Raw genomic sequence first — 20224 nt, 5'->3', positions numbered from 1 at the left:
GGCCGCAACGTACTTTCACCCGCAACAGAAGAGGACTACGCCATGACCATGACCACCGAACAGGCCGAATGGTTTGCCGGCACCTTCGAAAAGCTCGTCGCAAACGTCGGCCAGGCGGTGCTCGGCAAGTCACACGTCATCCGGCTGACCTTCACCGCGATGCTCGCCGAGGGGCATGTGCTGTTCGAGGATGCCCCCGGCACGGGCAAGACGTCGCTGGCCCGGGCGCTCGCTGCCACGGTCCAGGGCTCCAACAACCGCATCCAGTTCACTCCGGACCTGCTGCCCTCGGACGTCACCGGTGTGACCATCTACGACCAGAAGACGCAGAGGTTCGAGTTCCACAAGGGCCCGATCTTCAACAACATCGTCCTCGCCGACGAAATCAACCGCGCCTCGCCCAAGACCCAGTCGGCGCTGCTGGAAGTGATGGAGGAATCCCGGGTGACCGTGGACGGCGCCACCTACGAGGCCGGCCGGCCCTTCATGGTTATGGCCACGCAGAACCCGATCGAACAGGCCGGCACCTACCGGCTGCCCGAGGCCCAGCTGGACCGCTTCCTGATCAAGACCTCCATCGGCTACCCGGACCACGCTTCCACGGTTCAGCTGCTCGGCGGCGCTAACCTCAAGGACCGGTCCAGGGAAATCACCGCGGTGATCACCACCCAGGCCGTCGCGGACATGGCGGACCTCGCGGCCACCACCCACGTGGACACCGCAGTGCTGGAATACATTTCCCGGCTCTGCGAAGAGACCCGCAACGCCCCGGAGACCCGCCTGGGCGTGTCCGTCCGCGGTGCGCTGGACATGGTCCGCGCCGCCAAGGTCTGGGCCGCGGCGCAGGGCCGGAACTTCGTGCTGCCCGACGACGTGAAGGACCTTGCCGCCGTCGTCTGGACGCACCGCTTGGTGATGGATCCGGAAGCCGAGTTCTCCGGCGCCACCGCGGAGGCGGTCCTGACCCGCGTGCTGGCCGACGTCGCCGCACCGCAGCAGCGGGCCCTGGTCTAAACGGCACGCCTCCGCCGACCACCTCCCGCACCGCGCACGAACACCCGCACGAACACCCGCACCGCGCACGAACAAAGGTATCGATATGTCCCGCTCCGCCGTCTGGGCCGAGGCCAGAGGCACCGCCGCCCTGGCGCTCGCCCCCGCCGGGCGCGCCGTCCGGCAACGCGTCCGCCGGCACGCCGTTCCGGTCGTGTCCGTGGTGAGCGGGCTTGGCTGGTCCGTGCTGGCCGCCTCGGTTGGGCTGTGGGTCCTCGGCCAGGCCTACGGCTGGCAGGAAGCCACGGCGGCGGCCCTGGCCGCGTTCGTGCTGTTCGTCCTGGCGGTCGGCTTCATCCTGGGCCGGTCCTCCTACGGCGTGCAGCTGGACCTCGCGCGCACCCGCGTCGCCGTAGGTGACAGCGCGGTCGGCAGCATCGCCGTCTCCAACACCTCAGCCCGGCCGCTGCTGCCCGCCACCCTGGAACTGCCGGTGGGCACCGCCACAGCCGTGTTCCACCTGCCTCGGATGAAGCCCGGACAGGTGCACGAGGACCTCTTCACCATCCCCACCGCCCGCCGCGCCGTGATCGTGGTGGGCCCGGTCCGCTCCGTCCGCGCCGACCCCCTGCACCTGCTCCGCCGCCAAGTGCTCTGGACCGAACCCGAAGACCTGTTCGTGCACCCCCGGACCGTGGCCCTGGCCGGCTCCGCCGCCGGCTTCATCCGTGACCTTGAGGGCATGCCCACCACGGACCTCTCCAGCGCCGACGTCTCCTTCCATGCGCTGCGCGACTATGTGCCCGGCGATGACCGCCGGCACATCCACTGGAAGACCACGGCCCGGAGCGGCAAGCTCATGGTCCGCCAGTTCGAGGAAACCCGCCGCTCCCACCTGGCCATCTCGCTCTCCACCAACACCGACGAATACGCCTCCGAGGAGGAGTTCGAACTGGCCATTTCCGCCGCCGCCTCGATCGGACTGCAGGCCATCCGGGAACAACGCGACCTCGACGTCCTCACCCATAAAGGACCACTGCGCTGCGAAACCGGCCGCAACCTGCTCGATGACATGACCCGGATCATCGGCGTACCGGAACGCAAGACCGCCGTCGACCTCGCCCGGACCCTGGCCGACACCGTCCCCAACGCCTCCGTGGTGTTTTTCGTCGTGGGCAGCAACGTCACCCCCACACAACTGCGCTCCGCTTCGGCCTCCGTGCCGCCGGGCGTGCGCAGCCTGGCCGTCCGGATCCAGTCCGGCGCCGCACCGGCCCGGGCCAACATCGCGGACCTCACGGTGCTCACCCTGGGGGACCTCTCCGAGCTGGCCATCGTGCTGAGGAAGGCGGCCGCATGAGCACCGCACCGGGGTTCCGGGACTACGCGCTCGACGCCGCCGCGCTCACCGTGCTGCTCGGGCTCGGCGTCCTGGGCTTCAGCCTCAGCTTCGGCGGGGATCCCTACTACCTCATCGCCGGGTTCGGCGGCATCCTGCTGGGCCTCGGCGTCGCCGCGGCCACAGTGCACTTCCGGCTCGGAGCGCTGACCACCGCAGCGCTGGCGCTGGCCGCCTACCTGGTCTTCGGCACGGCCCTCGCCGTCCCGCAGGCGTCGATCGCCGTCGTGTTGCCCAGCCTGGAGTCGATGCAGACCCTGCTGGCGGGCGTGGTTTTTGCTTGGAAAGACATGCTCACCGTCGGCGTGCCGGTGGGAACCGCCGGCGGCACCCTGATCGTGCCGTTCCTGAGCTCCCTGCTGACAGCCCTCGCTGCCGGGCTCCTGATCTGGCGCCTGAAGAACCCGTACTGGCCGCTGTTGCCGGTGCTGGTGCTGTTCATCACCGGCATCGCCTTCAGCACCAGCGCCGGTTTCCTCACCGTGGAGCGCGGCATCGCCCTGACCGTCGTCGCGGTCGCTTGGGCCAGCTTCCGCCGCGACGTCCTGCGCCGCAGCGACACCCGTACGGTCTCGGTGAACCGACCGGACACAGACCAGACGACTGCCCGGACTGCGCGGCTCCGCCGGGCCGGCACCGCCGCCGCGGTGGTCGCAGTCGCCGTCGGCATCACCGCCGTTACCTCTCCGCTGCTGGCGGCGGGTGACGACCGGAAGGTGCTGCGCAACACCATCGTGCCGCCCTTTGACCCCAAGGACTACGTCACCCCGCTGGCGAGCTTCCGCAACTTCGTCAAAGACAAAAAGGACGACAGCCTCTTCGTGGTCAAGGGCCTGCCCAAGGACGGCAGGGTCCGGCTCGCCGCGCTGGATGCCTTCAACGGCACCAACTACAACATGGACCCGAACGGCTCGGGCAGCTTCAGTAAAGTGGGCGACGCGAAATCCCTCAACACCCTCGCGGACTCCACCGGCACCGTGCCGACCAGCAACTACACCCTGGACATCACGATCGAGGACTACCAGGGCTACTTCCTTCCGGGCGGCCGCAAAACCACCGGCATCAGTTTCGCCCGTGACGGCTCAGGCGCCGCCGCTGGGCTGTACTTCAACTCCGGGACGGACACCGCCGTGACCACCCGCGGCCTCGGCAAGGGCGACAGCTACAGCGTCCAGGTCGCCGACCCGGCCAAACTCGAGCACGGCCAGCTGACCCAGTACGACTTCGCGAAGGACACCCTGCCGGAACCGGCCGAGGTGCCGCCCGTGGTTGGCTCGCAGGCCAACGACCTGGCCGCCGACGCGCCCACCGCAATCGACCGGGTCCGCCAGGTCGAGGCACACTTCCAAAAGACGGGCGCCTTCAGCAACGGCCTGATTGCGGACGGGCAGCTGCCCAGCGTCTCCGGCCACAGCGCCAACCGCATCCGCAGCCTGCTCACCGCCAAGCAGATGCTCGGGGATGACGAACAGTACGCGGTGGCGATGTCGTTGATGCTGCGCCACCTCGGCATCCCGTCCCGCGTGGTGATGGGGTTCTATCCAGACCCTAAAAGCCCGGAAAACGGCGCGGGCGTTGTGAAGATCACCGGCAAGGACGTCCACGCGTGGGTGGAGGTCGCGTTCGACCGGGTTGGCTGGGTTTCCTTTGACCCCACCCCGCCGAAGGACAACGTGCCGATTCCGCCGGACCCGGAGAACAAGTCCAAGCCCAAGCCGCAGGTCCTCCAGCCACCGCCCCCGCCGCAGGAGCCGGCCGAGCTGCCGCCGGACTCCTCGCCGGACGCCCTCGACGCCGACGAGAAGAAGAACAACCCGTGGCTGTTCTGGGGCCCGCTGCTCGCCGCGATCGGCATGGCGCTGATCCCGGCCGCCGTGATCGCACTGCCGCTGCTGCTTATCGCGTGGCTGAAATCCCGGCGCCGCAAGGCACGCTTCACCGAGGGGCACCCGGCCCAGCGCGTCGGCGGCGGCTGGAACGAGGTCCTGAGCCTTGCCACCGACCTCGGCGCCGGCGTGGACAGCCGCGCCACCCGGCGGGAATCCGCCGTCGTGCTCGGCGAAGCCTTCCCCGCGAGCCAGGGCACGACGGCGCTGCTCGCCCGCCGTGCCGACGCCGCCACCTTTGGCGCCGGGCAGCCCAGCGAGGACCAGGTCCGGCAGTACTGGGAGATCGTGGACGGTTCGGTCAAGGAAATGACCGGAACACTGGGATTCTGGCGGCGGCAGCAGGCCCGCTTCTCGCCGCGCTCGCTGCTGGCCGAGGGCCGGGCCGCCCTGACGCTGCGCGGCCTCCGGGCTCCGCGTCCCGGCCGGAAACGGAGCGCTCCAGCTAGTACAGTGGAGCCCGGTCCGCACCGGGAACCAGAGGGAACAGCCAGGAAGAGCCGTACTACGCCATGACCGACGTCGAACGCTGCCCACGCTGCCAGCAGACGATCCGGCCAGGCGCTGCCTTCTGTACCTCCTGCGGAACACCCCTGAGTAACCGTTCGGCACGCAATGCACCGCGCCCGGAGGCAGCACCGGAGGCAAGAAACGGTACTATCCCGATAGTGCCTTCCGGGCCGCACGCTTCGTTTCGTGCGGGCGCCGGGCAGGCTGTCCACGGACTAGGGGGAGGTACCGTTTTGCCGAACAGGCTCGAGCTGGTTCGCGCCGACGCGCAGCAGCGGCTGGGGGCCGCCATCGTGGACTGGACCGGACCAGCGGCGGTTTGGGTCGTGCTTTTGGTCTTCGGAATCACCGGAATCACGCAGACGCGCGGCGGCGGGACCATCAATTACAACACCTCCTCCTTGCTGCTCTTCGGCGGCATCGGACTGGCAGTCACGGCCGGCTATATCCTGGTCCAGGCCATCGCCGAGGCCAGGTCCGGAGCCACCCTCGGCAACCGAGCGCTGGGGATCCGCACCGCCGACGCCGACGGTTACGCGCCCGGCGGGGGAGCGGTCTTCCTCCGCGGCCTCATTACCGGGGCCGGTATCCTGCTGGCCGCCGTGGCCGCCGTCCTCGTCGTGGTTTTCCAGTGGTTCGCCGCCGCCTGGTGGATCCTGGGACCGCTCCTGCTGCTCGGCGCCGCCTGGGCCGTCACCGTGGTGGTCTCCAACAGCTGGGACCGCAACAACCGGCTGCGCGGCTGGCACGACGCCGCCGCCAAAACCCTGGTCTTCGACATCAAGACCGGACGGAATCCGATCGCCACCGGCGGCATCCAGGGCCCCTACAGCTTCGCCCCGCTGAACCTCCCGCCGGTGCAGCAGGTCATCTCACCGGTGGCCGGGGCAGCCCGGCTGCAGCCCGCCGGTGCTCCGGGGTCGAGTCCCACGCCGGTTGCCGCGCCCGCCCCGGTTTCCGTGCCGGCGCCGGCTGCCGGCCCTGCTGCCGCCCCGATCGAGGCCGTCGAGGCCGCCCGCAGCGAGGCCGTCAACAGGAACGCATTCAGCGCCCACGCCGACGATGACCACGACCGCACCCAGGTCCGGGGCGACAGCGCCGTCCCGGTTACCGTGGCCATTCCGCGGATCCGGATTGACGACGGCCGTGAGGTCGAGGTGGACCGGGTGCTGCTGATCGGCCGCAACCCCGCAGGCCACCCCGGCGAAGATTCCGTGCAGCTGGTGCCGGTCGCCGACCAGGGCCGCTCGATTTCCAAAACCCACCTTCACGTGCTGGCCGGAAACGGCGGCATCTGGGTGACGGACCGGAACTCCACCAACGGAAGCGCCGTCACCACGCCGGACGGCATCCGCACCGCCCTGGCTCCCGGGGAACCCACCCACGTACGCCCCGGATCCACCGTGCACTTCGGTGACCGTTCCTTCTACCTAGGACAGGCATGACATCCCAGCCCGCCCCCGTTTCCGTCCCGCGGCTCTTCCGCAGCCGCCCCCGGCAGTGCCGCCCAAGGCAGTGTGTCCGGCAGCGTCCCGAGCGGTGTTCCCAGCCTCCGGCTGAATTGCGGCTACGGCACGGACCGCGGCCTGCGCCGTGAAATGAACGAGGATTCCTACATCGCGGCCGACCCGGTCTTCGCCGTCGCCGACGGCATGGGCGGGCACGAGGCCGGCGAGATCGCCAGCGGCATCTGCGTTCGGACCTTGGCGGAAATTCCGCAGCTGGCCACCGGCGAGCGGGACGCCACCGCCGCCGTCGTCCAGCAGTACCTGCTGCAGGCCGACGCCGGGATCCGGGAGGCGACCGGGTCCCGCGCCGGCACCACCCTCTCCGGCGTCGTCGTCGTGGAGCAGACCGGGGTCCCGTACTGGCTGGTGCTGAACATCGGCGATTCGCGCACCTACCGGCTAAGCCACGGCAAGCTCAGCCAGGTCAGTGTGGACCATTCCGAGGTGCAGGAACTGGTGGACGCCGGTGAGATCACCCCGGCGGAGGCCGCCGTGCATCCGCGCCGCCACGTGGTGACGCGCGCGCTGGGCACTGGCGACGAGACCGAGGCTGACTACTGGCTGCTGCCCGTCGAGGAAGGCGACCGGATGCTCGTCTGCTCAGACGGACTCAACGGTGAACTTGACGACGAAGAAATCACCCGGATCCTGATCTCCGAACCGGACCCGCAGACGGCGGTCGACGAGCTGATCCAGGCGGCCCTGCGCAGCGGCGGACGGGACAACGTGACCTGCATCGTGGTGGACGCGAGCAATGTGGCCAACGACGGCGGCAGCCAGACTTCCCCCCGCACCGCGGCGGAAGCAGAAGACGAGAACACCCTGCCGCGCACCGAAGTCCTCGAGGTTGCCCCCGACGGCGAAGTAGTTGCCGGCGGGGACGCCGCGTCCGGCCGGGACGTTCCGGCACCGGAGCCGGAGCCGGAAGCGGGGTCCGCGGCAGGACCGGGCGGGCAGCCTGATGGCAGCCGCTGACCGCCCGGCCCGGGTCAGCTACACGCGAGGGGATTGGTTCGGCGTCGTCCGCTCCGGGACCGTGGTGCTGCTGCGCCCGGACACCGACCCGGCGCTGCTGGACTCGCTCTGGGCCCTCCTGGCCAAAGCCCCGCAGATCCACGAGGTCCTCGACGCCGTGACCGCGGCCTCGGGCGGTTCCCTGGCCCGGCTGCCCTGGTTCGGAATCGTGGAACTCCGCGGTTCGCTGCAGGTGCTCCTGCGCGGCGACATCGACCTGACCGTCCGGCTGGCCGGCGGCAAGACCGCTGAGCTCAGCGGCCGGGACGTGAGCACGTGGACCGAACGGCGCTTCCCGGCAGCCGAGGGCTTCGACGTGGATCTTCCGGACGCAGGCCCTGCTGCGGGAACCAGTAGCCGGCTGCCGCTGGGGGAGGGCGCTGTCTTCCTTCGCGGGTTGCACTGCGAACTGGCCGGAGGGGAAAGCGCCTCCGCTGGTACCGCTGCGCCTGCTGCCGCCGCGGCCGATGAATCCGAGACCGCCGCGTCTACTGCCGCGTCTGAGGCCGCCGCGGACGACCAGCTGCTCGCCGCTGCCGGTGCGGACATCGCCGCAGACCTGGCGGCGGAAGCCAGCGACCATGGAAGCTCCATCGACACGGTGCTGGATTTCCCCGAGGAGGACGCCGGCGCGGACGCAGAAGCACCGGACCCCGAAGCGGCGACACCGGCAGCGGCGGCCGCGGAACAGGAACCAACCAGCAGCTACGACCACCTCTGGGAACAGACGGTCATGCGGAACATCGAAGACGCCGCAGTGCGGGAAGACCCCGACGCCGACGAAGAGCCCGTCCCGAAACCCGCCGAGGAACCGGCTGAGCAAGCCGCCGATGAACCGGCTGAGGAGCCCGAGCCTGCAGCTGCAGGCGTCCCGGCGGCCGCCGCAACCGCAGCCGCCGCGGTGCCGGCGCCCGGTCCGGCCGTTCCCAGCGGCCTGATCGACTCAGTGCCGTGGAACATCGGGGGCGGCCGGACGGCCGCGACCGCCGGCCCCGACCCGGCCAATCCCGCCCCGGCCAGCGCCGCCGCAGCCGGTCCAGCTCCGGCGTCGCTGGCCAACCCGCCGTCGCTGTCCAGCTCACTGAACCGCCCGGCAAGCGACGACACCGACCACGACGGCCAGACAATTATGAAGAGCGCCCTTCCCGGCCCGCCGGGGAAGTCCTCCGCCCAGCCAGCCACGCAGGCGCCGGGCACGGGACCCATGGTGCTGGCCAGGGTCTGCGCGCAGGGCCACGCCAACCCGCCGACCAACGCCCAGTGCGCCTACTGCGGCGAGGCGCTGCCCGGCGACGGCGTGCAGGTCCGGCGCCCGCGGCTCGGCCGGATGCGGCTCTCCACCGGGGAGCTGATCGACCTTGACCAGTCGCTGATCGTGGGCCGGCAGCCCTCGGTCTCCCGGGTCCAGGGAGCGGTCATGCCCAGGCTCATCCAGGTGGCGAGCCCGGGCGGTGACATTTCGCGCTCCCACGTCGAAATCCGCCTCGAAGGGTGGCACGTCATGCTGTGCGACCTGAAGGCCACCAACGGCACCGTGCTGCTGCGTGAGGGCCAGGCCCCGCGGCGGCTGGCCCAGGGCGAGATGGCCATTTTGTTCGACGGCGACGTGGCCGAACTCGGCGACGGCGTCCAGCTGCGCTTCGAGGAGCTCCTGTGAACGCCAAACGCCCGGTCGCGCCGCCGCCGGACATTCCCGGCTTCACCTACGTCAGCCTGCTGGGCTCCGGCGGGTTCTCCGACGTCTACCTGTACGAACAGGACCGGCCGCGGCGCAAGGTGGCGGTCAAGGTACTGCTCTCGGATCTGAAGACCGAAGGCGCCCGCCGCCGGTTCGAATCCGAAGCGAACCTGATGGCGCAGCTGTCCTCCCATCCCTACATCGTGACGATCTTCGAAGCGGAAATCACCGACGGCGGCCACTCCTACCTGGCCATGGAGTACTGCTCCCGGCCGAGCCTGGATGTCCGCTACCGCCGGCAGCGCTTCAGCACCGACGAGGTGCTCGCCGTGGGCATCCAAGTGGCTTCCGCCGTCGAGACCGCCCACCGCGCCGGGATCGCGCACCGGGACATCAAACCGGCCAACATTCTGGTCACGGACTACAACCGGCCGGCCCTGACGGACTTCGGCATCTCCGGCACCCTCGCCGGGGACCAGGACGAGGACGCGGGCATGTCCATCCCGTGGTCCCCGCCGGAGCAGTTCAGCGATCGGCAGGTCGACGGCGTGTTGGTGGACGTGTGGGCGCTCGGCGCCACCCTTTACACCCTGCTGGCGGGCCGGTCCCCGTTCGTGTTGCCGGGGGCGGACAACTCCCAGCGGGAGCTCATTTCCCGCATCACGAACCTGCCGTTGCCGAAGCTGGGCCGCGCCGACGTTCCCGCGTCGCTGGAACTGGCCCTGGCCACGGCGATGGCCAAGTCGCCCGCCTCCCGGTACTCATCCGCGCACGCTTTCGCGTTGGCGCTGCAGCGTATCCAGGCGGAGCTGAACCTTTCCGTGACGCCTTTCGAAGTGCTCGAGGAACCCCGCGCCGACGAACCGCACCCGGATGACAGCTTCGAGGAGACCCGGGTCCGCAGCGTCGCCGCCATCGACCCGGACGCCACCGGCCACGGCCCCACGTTCCCGGTACGGGTTCCCGGTCCCGACACTGCCGCAACTTTTCCGAGACCGGCGTTTCCCGGCCCGGACTCCGGCCCTCCGGTCTCCGGCAGCGAGACCGTCCAGCGGCCGGCCGGGGCGTCGGTCGTCGTCCCGCCGCCGCCGGCAGCCGTGCAGCGGTCGCCGGCACCCGCGCAACCCTTTTCGCCGCGGCCCCGGGCGGCCGAGGACGACGACGTCGCGGCCACCGTCAACCGCTCCAGCCTGGCGCCGCCGGAGGATCCCGCCGGCGGAACCAGCGGAGCCCCGGGAGGCCACAGCCGGCGGAACCTGGTCCTCTCGGTCGTGGCCGGGGCGGTCCTGGCAGTTGCGGCCGTCGTCGGTGTAGTCGCGGGAACCACGAGGCCAGAGCCGGCGCCCAAAGCGTCGGAACAGGTGTCCAAGCCGCCTGCCGACGCCCTCGACAACGGCACGGTTCCGGACGTCGAAGGGCTCACCGGGGCTGCTGACGGTGCCGGCAAGTTCATCTTCACCTGGCAGAACCCGCAGCCCAAGCCCGGCGACAAGTACAAGTGGCGGACCTACTCGCTTCAGGGCAGCGGGGAATTCCAGGCCGCCACCGAGACCAAAGTCCAGGTGCAGCCCAACCCGGCCGGGGAGACCTGCATCCAGGTGATGATCGTCCGGGCTGACGGGGCGTCCTCACCGATGGAACAAAGCTCCATCGCCTGCGCCAAGAAATCCTGACCGTCCCGCCACTGCACCAACCAACGCACCAGCCCAGAGCCAAACGAGGAGACACCGACACATGGGGGACCTAGCGATAGATTTCTGCGGCGAATGGCACGAACCATCCGACGAGGACGTCTTCAGCATCGGCCGCGAGGGTGACCTGGAAGTCGACGACAACCCGTACCTGCACCGGCAGTTCCTGCAGATCGCCCGGTATGACGGCATTTGGTGGCTTAGCAACGTCGGCAGCATGCTCTGCGCGACCATCGCCGACGCTTCCGGCGGCATGCAGGCCTGGCTCGCGCCGGGTGCCCGCATTCCGCTGGTGTTCAACCAGACCAACGTCATCTTCACCGCCGGCCCCACCACGTACGAGTTCGCCGTGCACCTCCGCACGCCGGCGTTCCGGCAGCAGGCCCGCAACCAGGACAGCGGCGGGGACACCACGATCGGCCCGGTGGTCTTCACCGAGTCCCAGAAAGCGCTGATCGTTGCCCTGGCCGAGCCGATGCTGCGCCGCGAAGGAACCGGCTTCAGCGCCATTCCCTCCTCCGCCGAGGCGGCCAAGACCCTGGGCTGGACCCTGACCCGGTTCAACAGAAAGCTGGACAACGTGTGCGACAAACTTGACCGCGTGGGGGTCGCCGGTTTGCGCGGCGGCGGCGGCAAGCTAGCCACCAACCGCCGCGCCCGGCTGGTGGAACATGCCGTCACCTCGCACCTCGTCACCGCGGCGGACCTGGCGCTGCTGGAAACCCAGTCCGGAGGGAACGAAGGATGAGAATCCGGCTTACGCTGCGGCGCGACCCCGCCGAGGCCAAGGACCTGGCCGTCACCGTCGACGGCCTTGCCACCGTGGCCGACATCGCCACCGAACTGTGGGCGGCGGACCCCGCGCGGCGCGGAACTGCGCCGCCGTCGAACCTCTCGCTGCGCATCGAGGAAGCCTTCGCCGCCGGGGGCCTGCTGGGCAGCGTCCTGAACCGGCAGGACAACCTGCTGGAATCCGGGCTCCGGCCCGGCTCCATAATTTCGCTTACCCAGGTCAGCGAACAGTTCGCGGAACCCGGGGCGAGCCGGGGACCGGCCGCGGCGACCCTGCGCGTGCTCTCCGGCCCCGACGTCGGACGCGAATTCCCGCTGCCCTCCGGCACCAGCTACATCGGCCGGGACCGCGACGTGGACATCCGGCTGACTGACCCGTTGACCTCCAAGCGGCACGCCCGGATCACGGTGGGCGAGAGCGTCGAGATCGTCGACACGAACTCCGCCAACGGCCTGCTGATGGACGGCCTGCCCGTCACGCGCGCCACGCTGAACTCCTCTGACACCGTCACGCTCGGCGACACCACCGTCTCCGTGGTGTCGCTGGGCGGCGGCCAGGGGGCGGCCCCCAGTTCGCCGCTGATCGAGTTCAACCGCTCGCCGCGCGTGGTGCCGAGGTTCGAGCCGCACACACGCACCCTGCCGGCCGGGCCGAAGCGCCAGGAACGCCAGCCGTTCCCCTACATCATGCTGGTGGCGCCGCTGATGATGGGCGCCGTCCTCTTCGCCGTCACGCAAAACATGATGTCCGGGATCTTCATGCTGATGATGCCGCTGTTCGTGGTGGGACATTATGTGGACCAGAAGATGCAGTCCAAGCGCGAGCGCAAGGAACAGCTCAAATCCTTCCGCGCCGCGATGGCTGCGTTCCGTCACGACATCACCGAGCTGCAGAAGGTGGAACGCTCGGTCCGGCTGCAGGAAGCGCCGTCCGTCAGCGACACCGTGGACTCCATCTACAAACTCGGCCCGCTGCTGTGGACCCACCGGCCCGAACACAGCGGGTTCCTGGGGTTGCGGTTCGGCCTGGGCACGGCGCCGTCCCGGGTCCAGTTCGAAGAACCGCACAGCAACGAGACCGAGCCCGAATACATGGCCGAGATCCAGCAGTGCCTGACCCAGTTCAGCACCATCGAGGGCGTGCCGATCGTCTCCCAGCTGCGCACCGCCGGCTCCTTCGGCCTCGCCGGCGCCCGCGGCCTGGTGGACGACGTCGCCCGCGGCATGGTGCTCCAGCTCGTCGGCCTGCACTCGCCGGCCGAAGTGGTGCTGACCGCCATCACCTCGGCGCAGTCCAAGGACCGCTGGGAATGGCTGCAGTGGTTGCCCCACGCCGGCTCCGGCCACAGCCCGCTCACCGGTGACCACCTCGCCGCCGGACCTGCCGGCGGCAGCGCCCTGCTCGCCAAGCTCGAAGACCTGATTGACCAGCGCGAGGCGGCGGCCCAGTCGCCGCGCCCGGAGCTGCGGGCCGGCATCGCGGCTGACCACGGGCAGGGCGGGGAAGTCCCGGCCCCGCAGCTGCCCACCGTGCTGCTGGTGGTCGAAGACGACGCGCCGGTGGACCGCGGACGGCTCACCCGGGTGCTGGAACGCGGTCCGGACTCCGGCGTGCACGTGATGTGGGTGGCCACCTCCGTCCAGCAGCTCCCGGCGGCGTGCCGGGACTTCATGGCAGTCGACGGCGAACACGGCACCACCACCGGGCAGGTCCGGCTCGGCCGGCACACCTTCCCGGTCAGCTGCGAAAGCCTCGACGCCGGGCTCGCCGCGCAGCTGGCACGTATGCTCGCGCCCGTGGTCGACGTCGGCAAGCCGCTCGAGGACGACTCCGACCTGCCCCGCGCGGTGTCTTACGCGACCCTGATCGGCAAGGACTTCCTGGACAACCCGCAGGCCGTCGCCGACCGCTGGAGCGAGAACAACTCCGTCCGCGCCACCGCCAAACCCAACCGCAAGGACAACGGCACGCTCCGCGCCCTGGTCGGTTCCAAGGGCATCGAGCCGCTCTACCTCGACCTGAAAAACGAGGGCCCGCACGCGCTGGTCGGCGGCACCACCGGCGCCGGCAAGTCCGAGTTCCTGCAGTCCTGGGTGATGGGCATGGCCGCGGCGTACAGCCCGGACCGGGTGAGCTTCCTGTTCGTGGATTACAAGGGCGGCGCCGCGTTCGCGGACTGCCTGCACCTGCCGCACACCGTCGGCCTGGTCACCGACCTCTCGCCGCACCTGGTCCGCCGCGCCCTGACCTCGCTCCGGGCCGAACTGCACCACCGCGAGAAGCTGCTCAACCGCAAGAAAGCCAAGGACCTGCTGGAACTCCAGCGCCAGGCCGACCCGGAAGCGCCGCCGTACCTGATCATCATCGTGGACGAATTCGCCGCCCTCGCCACCGAGGTGCCGGAGTTCGTCGACGGCGTCGTCGACGTCGCCGCCCGCGGCCGCTCGTTGGGCCTGCACCTGATCCTGGCCACGCAGCGCCCGGCCGGCGTGATTAAGGAGAGCCTGCGCGCCAACACCAACCTGCGCGTGGCGCTGCGGATGGCGGACGAGGACGACGCCGTCGACATACTCGGCGTGCCCACCGCCGCATACTTTGACCCCTCCATCCCCGGCCGCGGCGCGGCCAAAACCGGGCCGGGCCGGATCCAGGGCTTCCAGACCGGGTACGCCGGCGGCTGGACCACGGAGAAGCCGCAACGACCGCAGATCGACGTCGTCGAAATGGCCTTTGGCTCCGGCGCCGCGTGGGCAGCGCCGGCCGCGGCGGTGCCGGAGCAGGAGCAGTTCGCCGGGCCCAACGACATCGCCCGGATGACGGCCAACATCGTCAAGGCAGCCGACGTCCTCGCCATCGAGCCGCCGCGCAAGCCCTGGCTGGATGAGCTGGCGACCACCTACGACTTCTCCCGGCTGCCGAACCCGCGCACCGACGAGCGGCTGCTCCTGGGCGTGGCGGACGATCCTGCGCACCAGGACCAGCCGACGGTGTTTTACGAGCCGGACCGCGACGGAAACATGGCCATCTACGGCACCGGCGGCTCGGGCAAGTCCGCCGCGCTGCGCGGCATTGCGGCCGCCGCCGCCGTCACCCCGCGCGGCGGGCCGGTGAACGTTTACGGTATCGACTGCGGCTCCTCCGGCCTGAAGATGCTGGATGCGCTGCCGCACGTCGGCGAGGTCATCAACGGCGACGACGTCGAACGTGTCGGCAGGCTGCTGCGCTGGCTGCGGGACCTCGCCGACGACCGCTCGGCCCGCTACGCCGAGGTCCGGGCGTCCACCATCGTGGAGTACCGCCGGCTGGCCAACATGCCCGACGAAAAGCGCATCTTCGTCCTGGTCGACGGCATGTCCGCGTTCCGCGAAGCCTACGAATACAGCAAGCTCTCCGCGCTGTGGGATATCTTCCTGCAGCTGGCCACTGACGGCCGCCCCCTCGGCATCCACCTCGTGGTCACCGGCGACCGGCCCAACGCCGTGCCGCCGTCGTTGCTGGCCTCGATCCAGCGCCGGCTGGTGCTGCGGCTCTCCTCCGAGGAGGACTACCTGTCGATGGACGTGCCGCGGGACGTGCTGGGTGCCGGAACGCCTCCGGGCCGCGGCCTGCTGGAGGGACTGGAGGTGCAGCTGGCGGTGCTGGGCGGCAACTCCAACCTCGCAGTGCAGGCCCGCGAGGTGCATAAACTTCGCGAGGCCATGCTGCGGCAGGGCGTGGAGCGCGCACCGCAGATCGAACGCCTGCCCGACTCGGTCGATCTGGACCTGCTCCCCGCGGGCAGCCCCGACCTGCCGGTGATCGGCGTCGACGACGAGACCCTGCAGCCGGCCGAGATCCTGGCGAAGGGCCCGCTGTTGCTGGCCGGTCCGCCAGGGTCCGGCCGGACCGTGGCGCTGGTGACCCTCGGCTACGCCCTGCGCCGCTCCAACCCGGGCGTGGAACTGATCTACCTGGGGTCCCGGCGGTCCGCCTCGGCGTCGCTGAAGCTCTGGGACCGCTCGGTGGTGGGCACGGACGACGTCGAGGAAGCGCTCGACGAACTGGTGGACTACGCCACCGGCACCCCCGGCAAGCTGGCGATCTTCATCGAAGGCCTGACGGAGTTCACCGACACCTTGGCCGAGACCGGGCTGCTCCGGCTGGTCACGGCGTCGATCAAGGCCGAGCAGTGGGTGGTGGGTGAATCCGAAACCTCTACCTGGTCCTCGGCCTGGTCCCTGGCGCAGCCGTTCAAGTCCGGCCGCCGCGGCCTGCTGCTCAACCCCGGCGACATCGAGGGGGACAGCCTGCTCAGCACCTCGCTGGGCCGGATCAGCGGCGACTTCATTCCGGGCCGCGGCTACATCGTCGGCCGCGGCAAAGTCCGCAAGCTCCAGGTCGCACTGCCGCCCGAGAACCGCCCCTGACCCCTCGCCGGCCCCGATGGCGGCCCATGGGGAGGGGTGCCCATCGACGGTTTCGTCCGGGGCAGGGTAGGTTCTAGGCATTGGATCTTCCGGATCAGCCGGGGGCCGCTGGGGATGCCGACAGTGTTCGGGTCCGATGAACTAAGGAGATTTTTCGATGGCTATTTGGGGTGCAGACGTCAGTCAGCTGAAGGCGCTTGGGTCGAAGCTGCAGGCCGGGTCGCAGGAGATCGACAACCAGAAGTCGATGCTGACCAAGGTCCTCGCCGGCACTCAGTGGATGGGCCCGGACGCGGACAAGTTCCGCAACGAGTGGAACGGCGAGCATGTGGCCGCCCTGACCCGGGTCTCCCAGGCGCTGCAGCAGGCCAGCCAGCAGGCGACCCGCAACGCCAGCGATCAGGAGAGCGCTTCCTCCCGCTAGTACCGCAGTGAACGAACGGCCCGGACGTGCAGCGTCCGGGCCGTTCCGTGTTGGGGCCCTGACCGGACAATGTCGGTTTGGTAAGGCAGGATAGGTCTGTGAGCACAGCGAAGACTGCAGCAGACACTGAAAATCTGAGCCCTCGCGGGGAACTCGTTCCGTCCGAGGCCATCCGCGCGGAGTACGAGACGCTGGTCGAAGAGGTCCGCAAGCACCGCTTCGCGTACTACCAGGAGGACGCGCCGCTGATCTCCGACGCCGAGTTTGACGAGCTCTACCGGCGGCTGGAAACCATCGAGGCCACCCACCCCGAACTCGTGGCCAACGACTCGCCCACCCAGGAAGTCGGCGGCGAGGTGTCCGCCGCGTTCGCCGCCGTCGAGCACGTGACCCGGATGTACAGCCTCGAGGACGTGTTCTCGGTCGAGGAGGTCGAGGCCTGGATCGCCAAGGCCGAGGCCGGCATCGCCAAGATCGGCAACGGCGGCACCCCGCCGTCGTGGCTCACCGAACTGAAGATCGACGGCCTCGCCGTCAACCTGCTCTACCGCGACGGCGTGCTGGTCCGTGCCGCCACCCGCGGCGACGGGACCACCGGTGAAGACATCACGCACAACGTCCTGACCATCAAGGAAATCCCGCAGCAGCTCAAGGGCGGCAACTTTCCCGCCGAGATGGAAATCCGCGGCGAAGTTTTCATCCCGTCCAAGGCGTTCGCGGAGTTTAACGACGCGCTGATCGCCGAGGGCAAGGCGCCGCTGGCCAACCCGCGCAACGCCGCCGCCGGCTCACTGCGGCAAAAGGACCCGGCCGAGACCGCCAAGCGGCCGCTGAAAATGTACGTGCACGGCATCGGCGCCCGCGAAGGCCTTGAAACGGTCAGCCAGTCGGACACCTACCGCCAGCTCGCCGAGTGGGGCCTGCCCACCAGCCCGTACTTCGAGGTCCTGCCGGGGCTGGCCGAGGTGCTGGATTTCATCAAGCGCTACGGCGACAAGCGCCACAGCCTCAGCCACGAAATCGACGGCATCGTGGTCAAGGTGGACGACTTCGCCACCCAGCGTGCCCTCGGCTACACCTCCCGGGTGCCGCGTTGGGCGGTGGCCTACAAGTATCCGCCGGAAGAGGTCAACACCAAGCTGCTGGACATTGCCGTCAACGTCGGCCGCACCGGACGCGTCACCCCGTACGGGGTGATGGTGCCGGTCAAGGTGGCCGGTTCCACCGTGGGAATGGCCACCCTGCACAACCAGGACGTCGTCAAGGCCAAGGGTGTCAAGATCGGCGACATCGTGGTGCTGCGCAAGGCCGGGGACGTCATCCCGGAAATTGTCGGTCCCGTGCTCGCCCTCCGCGACGCCCAGGACCCGCCGGTGCGCGACTTCGTGATGCCCACGGAATGCCCGTCCTGCGGCACGCCGCTGGCCCCCGGCAAGGAGGGTGATGTCGACATCCGCTGCCCCAACGCCCGCTCCTGCCCGGCGCAGCTGCGCGAACGGGTTTTCCACCTGGCCGGCCGCGGCGCCTTCGACATCGAGGCCCTCGGCTGGGAAGCGGCGATCGCGCTGACCCAGCCGGCCGAGCCCGCCGTCGCGCCGCTCACCACCGAAGCGACGCTGTTCCGGCTCAAGCCCGAGGACCTCGCTGCTGTCCGGATCCGCCGGGAAAAACGCGCCAAGGGAGTGGCCACCGGTGAGTTCGAACTGGTGCCGTACTTCTACACCAAGGGCACGGCCAAGAGCCCGTCCAAACCGACCGCGAGCACGGAAAAGCTCTTCAATGAGCTCGAAAAAGCTAAAACCCAGCCGCTGTGGCGCGTCCTCGTGGCGCTGTCCATCCGGCACGTTGGGCCGCGGGCGTCCCGGGCCCTGGCCACCGCCTTCGGCACGATGGACGCGATCCGGCAGGCTTCCGAGGAGGAACTTGCCGGCGTCGACGGCGTCGGCCCGGTCATTGCCGTGGCGCTGAAGGAATGGTTCGCCGAGGACTGGCACCGCGAGATCGTGGACAGCTGGGCGGCCGACGGCGTCCGGATGGAAGACGAGCGTGACGAGTCCACTCCGCGGACCCTCGAGGGCCTCACCGTGGTGGTCACCGGCAGCCTGGAAGGGTTCAGCCGGGACGAGGCCAAGGAAGCCATCCTGGTCCGCGGCGGTAAGGCCGCAGGGTCGGTGTCCAAAAACACCAGCTATGTGGTGGCGGGTGAGAATGCCGGCACCAAGCTGGACAAAGCCGAGCAGCTGGGCCTGCCGGTACTGGACGAGGACGGCTTCCGGGCGCTGCTCGCCAGCGGCCCGGCCGGCGTCGGCGGCGGCGCCGCGGACAGCGACGGCGGCTCCGCAGCTGACGGCACCGCTGACGATGCGGCCGACGCGTCCGACGCCGAAGACCGGGACGACGCCGAAGACCACCAGGAAGCCGCGGAGTGAGCCCGAGCCCGGCCGAGCTTCCGGAACCGGCGGCGTTCCTGGAACTCGCCCGGCAGGCCGCCGCCGCCGGAGCAGCGGTGCTGGCCGGACGGAGCACGGCCACGCTGGGTGTCAGTAACAAGGGGGACGTGGGGGACTGGGTCACCCAGTTCGACCTGGCCGCCGAGGCCGCCGTCCGCGAAGTCATCACCCGCGCACGGCCCGGGGACGCGATTACCGGGGAGGAAGGCGGGACGGTGCTGCCCGGCACCGCTAGCGGCTTCCGCTGGTCGGTCGACCCGCTGGACGGCACCACCAACTTCATCCGCAACATTGTCTACTACGCGACGTCGGTGGCGGTGGCAGCACCCGACGGCACCTGGCTGGCCGGCGTCGTGCACGCTCCGGCGCTGCGTCGGGTCTACTATGCCTCCCGCGGCCAGGGCGCGTGGTTGGAGGAAGACGGGCAGCGGACGCCGCTCGACGGACCCGTCCCGGACCGTGCCGGGCAAATCCTGGCGACGGGTTTCAGCTATGATCCGGCGGTCCGCGCCGAGCAGGCGGCCGGGCTTGCCGGCCTGATGGGCGGCTTCGCCGACGTCCGACGGCTGGGATCCGCCGCGCTGGACCTCTGCTTGGTAGCCGACGGCACCCACGACGCCTACGGCGAACGGGGCCTCAACGAACACGACTTTGCGGCTGGCGCGCTGATCGCCGAAGAGGCAGGCTGCTGGGTGCGGCGGCCCCGGCTCACCAGCGTGCTCGACGGCGGCCCCTCCGACGAGGAGCGGCTCGCGGCGTGGACCTGCGCCGGGCCTCTGGAACTGTCCGGCAAGTTCCCGCTCTAACCAACCGCTCTTTCCTGCCCTGACAGTCAGGACGGCGTCGCCCTCCTGATAGCTCGGTCACGGATACCGGCCCTTGGTGCCGTCGCGGGCACCAGCGCGCGTAACATGGATAAGTGCATTCGCAGATCCTTATTCGCCCCGCCGTCCCTGACGACTACGACGCCGTCGCCCGCATCACCCGGGACGCGTACCTGGCCGCCGGCTACTTCCAGGACGCCGACCACCCCTACATGCAGCAAATCCAGAAAGTCGCCCAGCGGCACGAGGACGCAACCATCTGGGTAGCCCAGCGGGATGACGAGGTAGTAGGGTCGGTGACCCTCGCCGTCGCCGGGGAGCCCTACGCGGACATCGCGCAGCCGGACGAGCTGGAATTCCGGATGCTCGTGGTGGATCCCGCCGTCCAGCGCAGCGGCGCCGGCAAGGCCATGGTCAAGGCCATCATCGAGCACGCCAAGACCCTTCCGGGCGTTACCGGCGTGGCGCTGACCACCGGGGTGACCTGGGAGAGCGCCCATGGCCTGTACCAGAAGACCGGCTTCCAGCGCGTTCCCGAGCGCGACTGGTTCGTCCCGGACACGGACATCAAGCTCTTGGTTTACCGCTTGGACCTCTAGGCCGCCTGCCAGGACGGGTCGCCCGACGCGGTTCCGGCTCGGGTAGGGT

Annotated in this window: 13 protein-coding genes; all 13 read left to right on the top strand. The window is 69.8% G+C overall.

Features of this window, described 5'->3' with window-relative positions; translation table 11 throughout:
* Window positions 1–42: 42 nt before the first annotated feature.
* The gene (locus QFZ61_RS15500; RefSeq protein WP_307037515.1) at window positions 43–1014 is read left to right on the top strand and encodes a MoxR family ATPase; all 972 of its coding nucleotides are present in this window, start codon (window positions 43–45) and stop codon (window positions 1012–1014) included.
* An 85-nt stretch (window positions 1015–1099) separates the two neighbouring features.
* Window positions 1100–2353, top strand: a complete 1254-nt coding sequence (locus QFZ61_RS15495) for a DUF58 domain-containing protein (RefSeq protein ID WP_307037513.1) — start codon at window positions 1100–1102, stop codon at window positions 2351–2353.
* Complete coding sequence (locus tag QFZ61_RS15490) at window positions 2350–4794, top strand: transglutaminase family protein (RefSeq protein ID WP_307037511.1); 2445 nt, start codon at window positions 2350–2352, stop codon at window positions 4792–4794. Before QFZ61_RS15495 ends, QFZ61_RS15490 begins: the two co-directional genes overlap by 4 nt.
* Window positions 4791–6233: an RDD family protein gene (locus QFZ61_RS15485; RefSeq protein ID WP_373427167.1), complete on the top strand. Its 1443-nt coding sequence runs from the start codon at window positions 4791–4793 to the stop codon at window positions 6231–6233. The genes QFZ61_RS15490 and QFZ61_RS15485 overlap by 4 nt, the downstream gene beginning before the upstream one ends.
* A gap of 153 nt (window positions 6234–6386) precedes the next feature.
* Window positions 6387–7271, top strand: coding sequence for a PP2C family serine/threonine-protein phosphatase (locus tag QFZ61_RS15480; protein WP_373427208.1), 885 nt, complete (start codon window positions 6387–6389; stop codon window positions 7269–7271).
* Window positions 7258–8967, top strand: coding sequence for an FHA domain-containing protein (locus tag QFZ61_RS15475; protein WP_307037505.1), 1710 nt, complete (start codon window positions 7258–7260; stop codon window positions 8965–8967). The genes QFZ61_RS15480 and QFZ61_RS15475 overlap by 14 nt, the downstream gene beginning before the upstream one ends.
* Window positions 8964–10661 carry a serine/threonine-protein kinase gene (locus QFZ61_RS15470; protein ID WP_307037504.1) on the top strand — a complete coding sequence of 566 codons (1698 nt, stop codon included), beginning with the start codon at window positions 8964–8966 and terminating at the stop codon, window positions 10659–10661. The genes QFZ61_RS15475 and QFZ61_RS15470 overlap by 4 nt, the downstream gene beginning before the upstream one ends.
* Window positions 10662–10722: 61 nt before the next feature.
* On the top strand, window positions 10723–11427 hold the full coding sequence (locus QFZ61_RS15465; RefSeq protein ID WP_307037501.1) for a hypothetical protein: 705 nt from the start codon (window positions 10723–10725) through the stop codon (window positions 11425–11427).
* Window positions 11424–15878 (top strand): FtsK/SpoIIIE domain-containing protein, encoded by a 4455-nt coding sequence (locus tag QFZ61_RS15460; RefSeq protein ID WP_307037499.1) that lies wholly within the window; start codon window positions 11424–11426, stop codon window positions 15876–15878. Before QFZ61_RS15465 ends, QFZ61_RS15460 begins: the two co-directional genes overlap by 4 nt.
* 157 nt (window positions 15879–16035) lie before the next feature.
* Window positions 16036–16302 (top strand): hypothetical protein, encoded by a 267-nt coding sequence (locus QFZ61_RS15455; protein ID WP_307037497.1) that lies wholly within the window; start codon window positions 16036–16038, stop codon window positions 16300–16302.
* A gap of 98 nt (window positions 16303–16400) precedes the next feature.
* Window positions 16401–18731, top strand: a complete 2331-nt coding sequence (gene ligA, locus QFZ61_RS15450; RefSeq protein ID WP_307037495.1) for an NAD-dependent DNA ligase LigA — start codon at window positions 16401–16403, stop codon at window positions 18729–18731.
* Window positions 18728–19558 (top strand): inositol monophosphatase family protein, encoded by an 831-nt coding sequence (locus QFZ61_RS15445; RefSeq protein ID WP_307037493.1) that lies wholly within the window; start codon window positions 18728–18730, stop codon window positions 19556–19558. Before ligA ends, QFZ61_RS15445 begins: the two co-directional genes overlap by 4 nt.
* A gap of 113 nt (window positions 19559–19671) precedes the next feature.
* On the top strand, window positions 19672–20175 hold the full coding sequence (locus QFZ61_RS15440) for a GNAT family N-acetyltransferase (RefSeq protein WP_307037492.1): 504 nt from the start codon (window positions 19672–19674) through the stop codon (window positions 20173–20175).
* The last annotated feature ends 49 nt before the right edge of the window (window positions 20176–20224 follow it).

This window comes from Arthrobacter sp. B3I4 (genome assembly GCF_030816855.1).
GTDB lineage: Bacteria > Actinomycetota > Actinomycetes > Actinomycetales > Micrococcaceae > Arthrobacter.
This window is presented reverse-complemented; position numbering and strand designations above follow the sequence as displayed.

Bases quoted from the DNA above. Each gene is read 5' to 3' on its own strand.
- QFZ61_RS15500 (WP_307037515.1), top strand. From the start codon at position 43: ATGACCATGACCACCGAACAGGCCGAATGGTTTGCCGGCACCTTCGAA.
- QFZ61_RS15495 (WP_307037513.1), top strand. From the start codon at position 1,100: ATGTCCCGCTCCGCCGTCTGGGCCGAGGCCAGAGGCACCGCCGCCCTG.
- QFZ61_RS15490 (WP_307037511.1), top strand. From the start codon at position 2,350: ATGAGCACCGCACCGGGGTTCCGGGACTACGCGCTCGACGCCGCCGCG.
- QFZ61_RS15485 (WP_373427167.1), top strand. From the start codon at position 4,791: ATGACCGACGTCGAACGCTGCCCACGCTGCCAGCAGACGATCCGGCCA.
- QFZ61_RS15480 (WP_373427208.1), top strand. From the start codon at position 6,387: ATGAACGAGGATTCCTACATCGCGGCCGACCCGGTCTTCGCCGTCGCC.
- QFZ61_RS15475 (WP_307037505.1), top strand. From the start codon at position 7,258: ATGGCAGCCGCTGACCGCCCGGCCCGGGTCAGCTACACGCGAGGGGAT.
- QFZ61_RS15465 (WP_307037501.1), top strand. From the start codon at position 10,723: ATGGGGGACCTAGCGATAGATTTCTGCGGCGAATGGCACGAACCATCC.
- QFZ61_RS15460 (WP_307037499.1), top strand. From the start codon at position 11,424: ATGAGAATCCGGCTTACGCTGCGGCGCGACCCCGCCGAGGCCAAGGAC.
- QFZ61_RS15455 (WP_307037497.1), top strand. From the start codon at position 16,036: ATGGCTATTTGGGGTGCAGACGTCAGTCAGCTGAAGGCGCTTGGGTCG.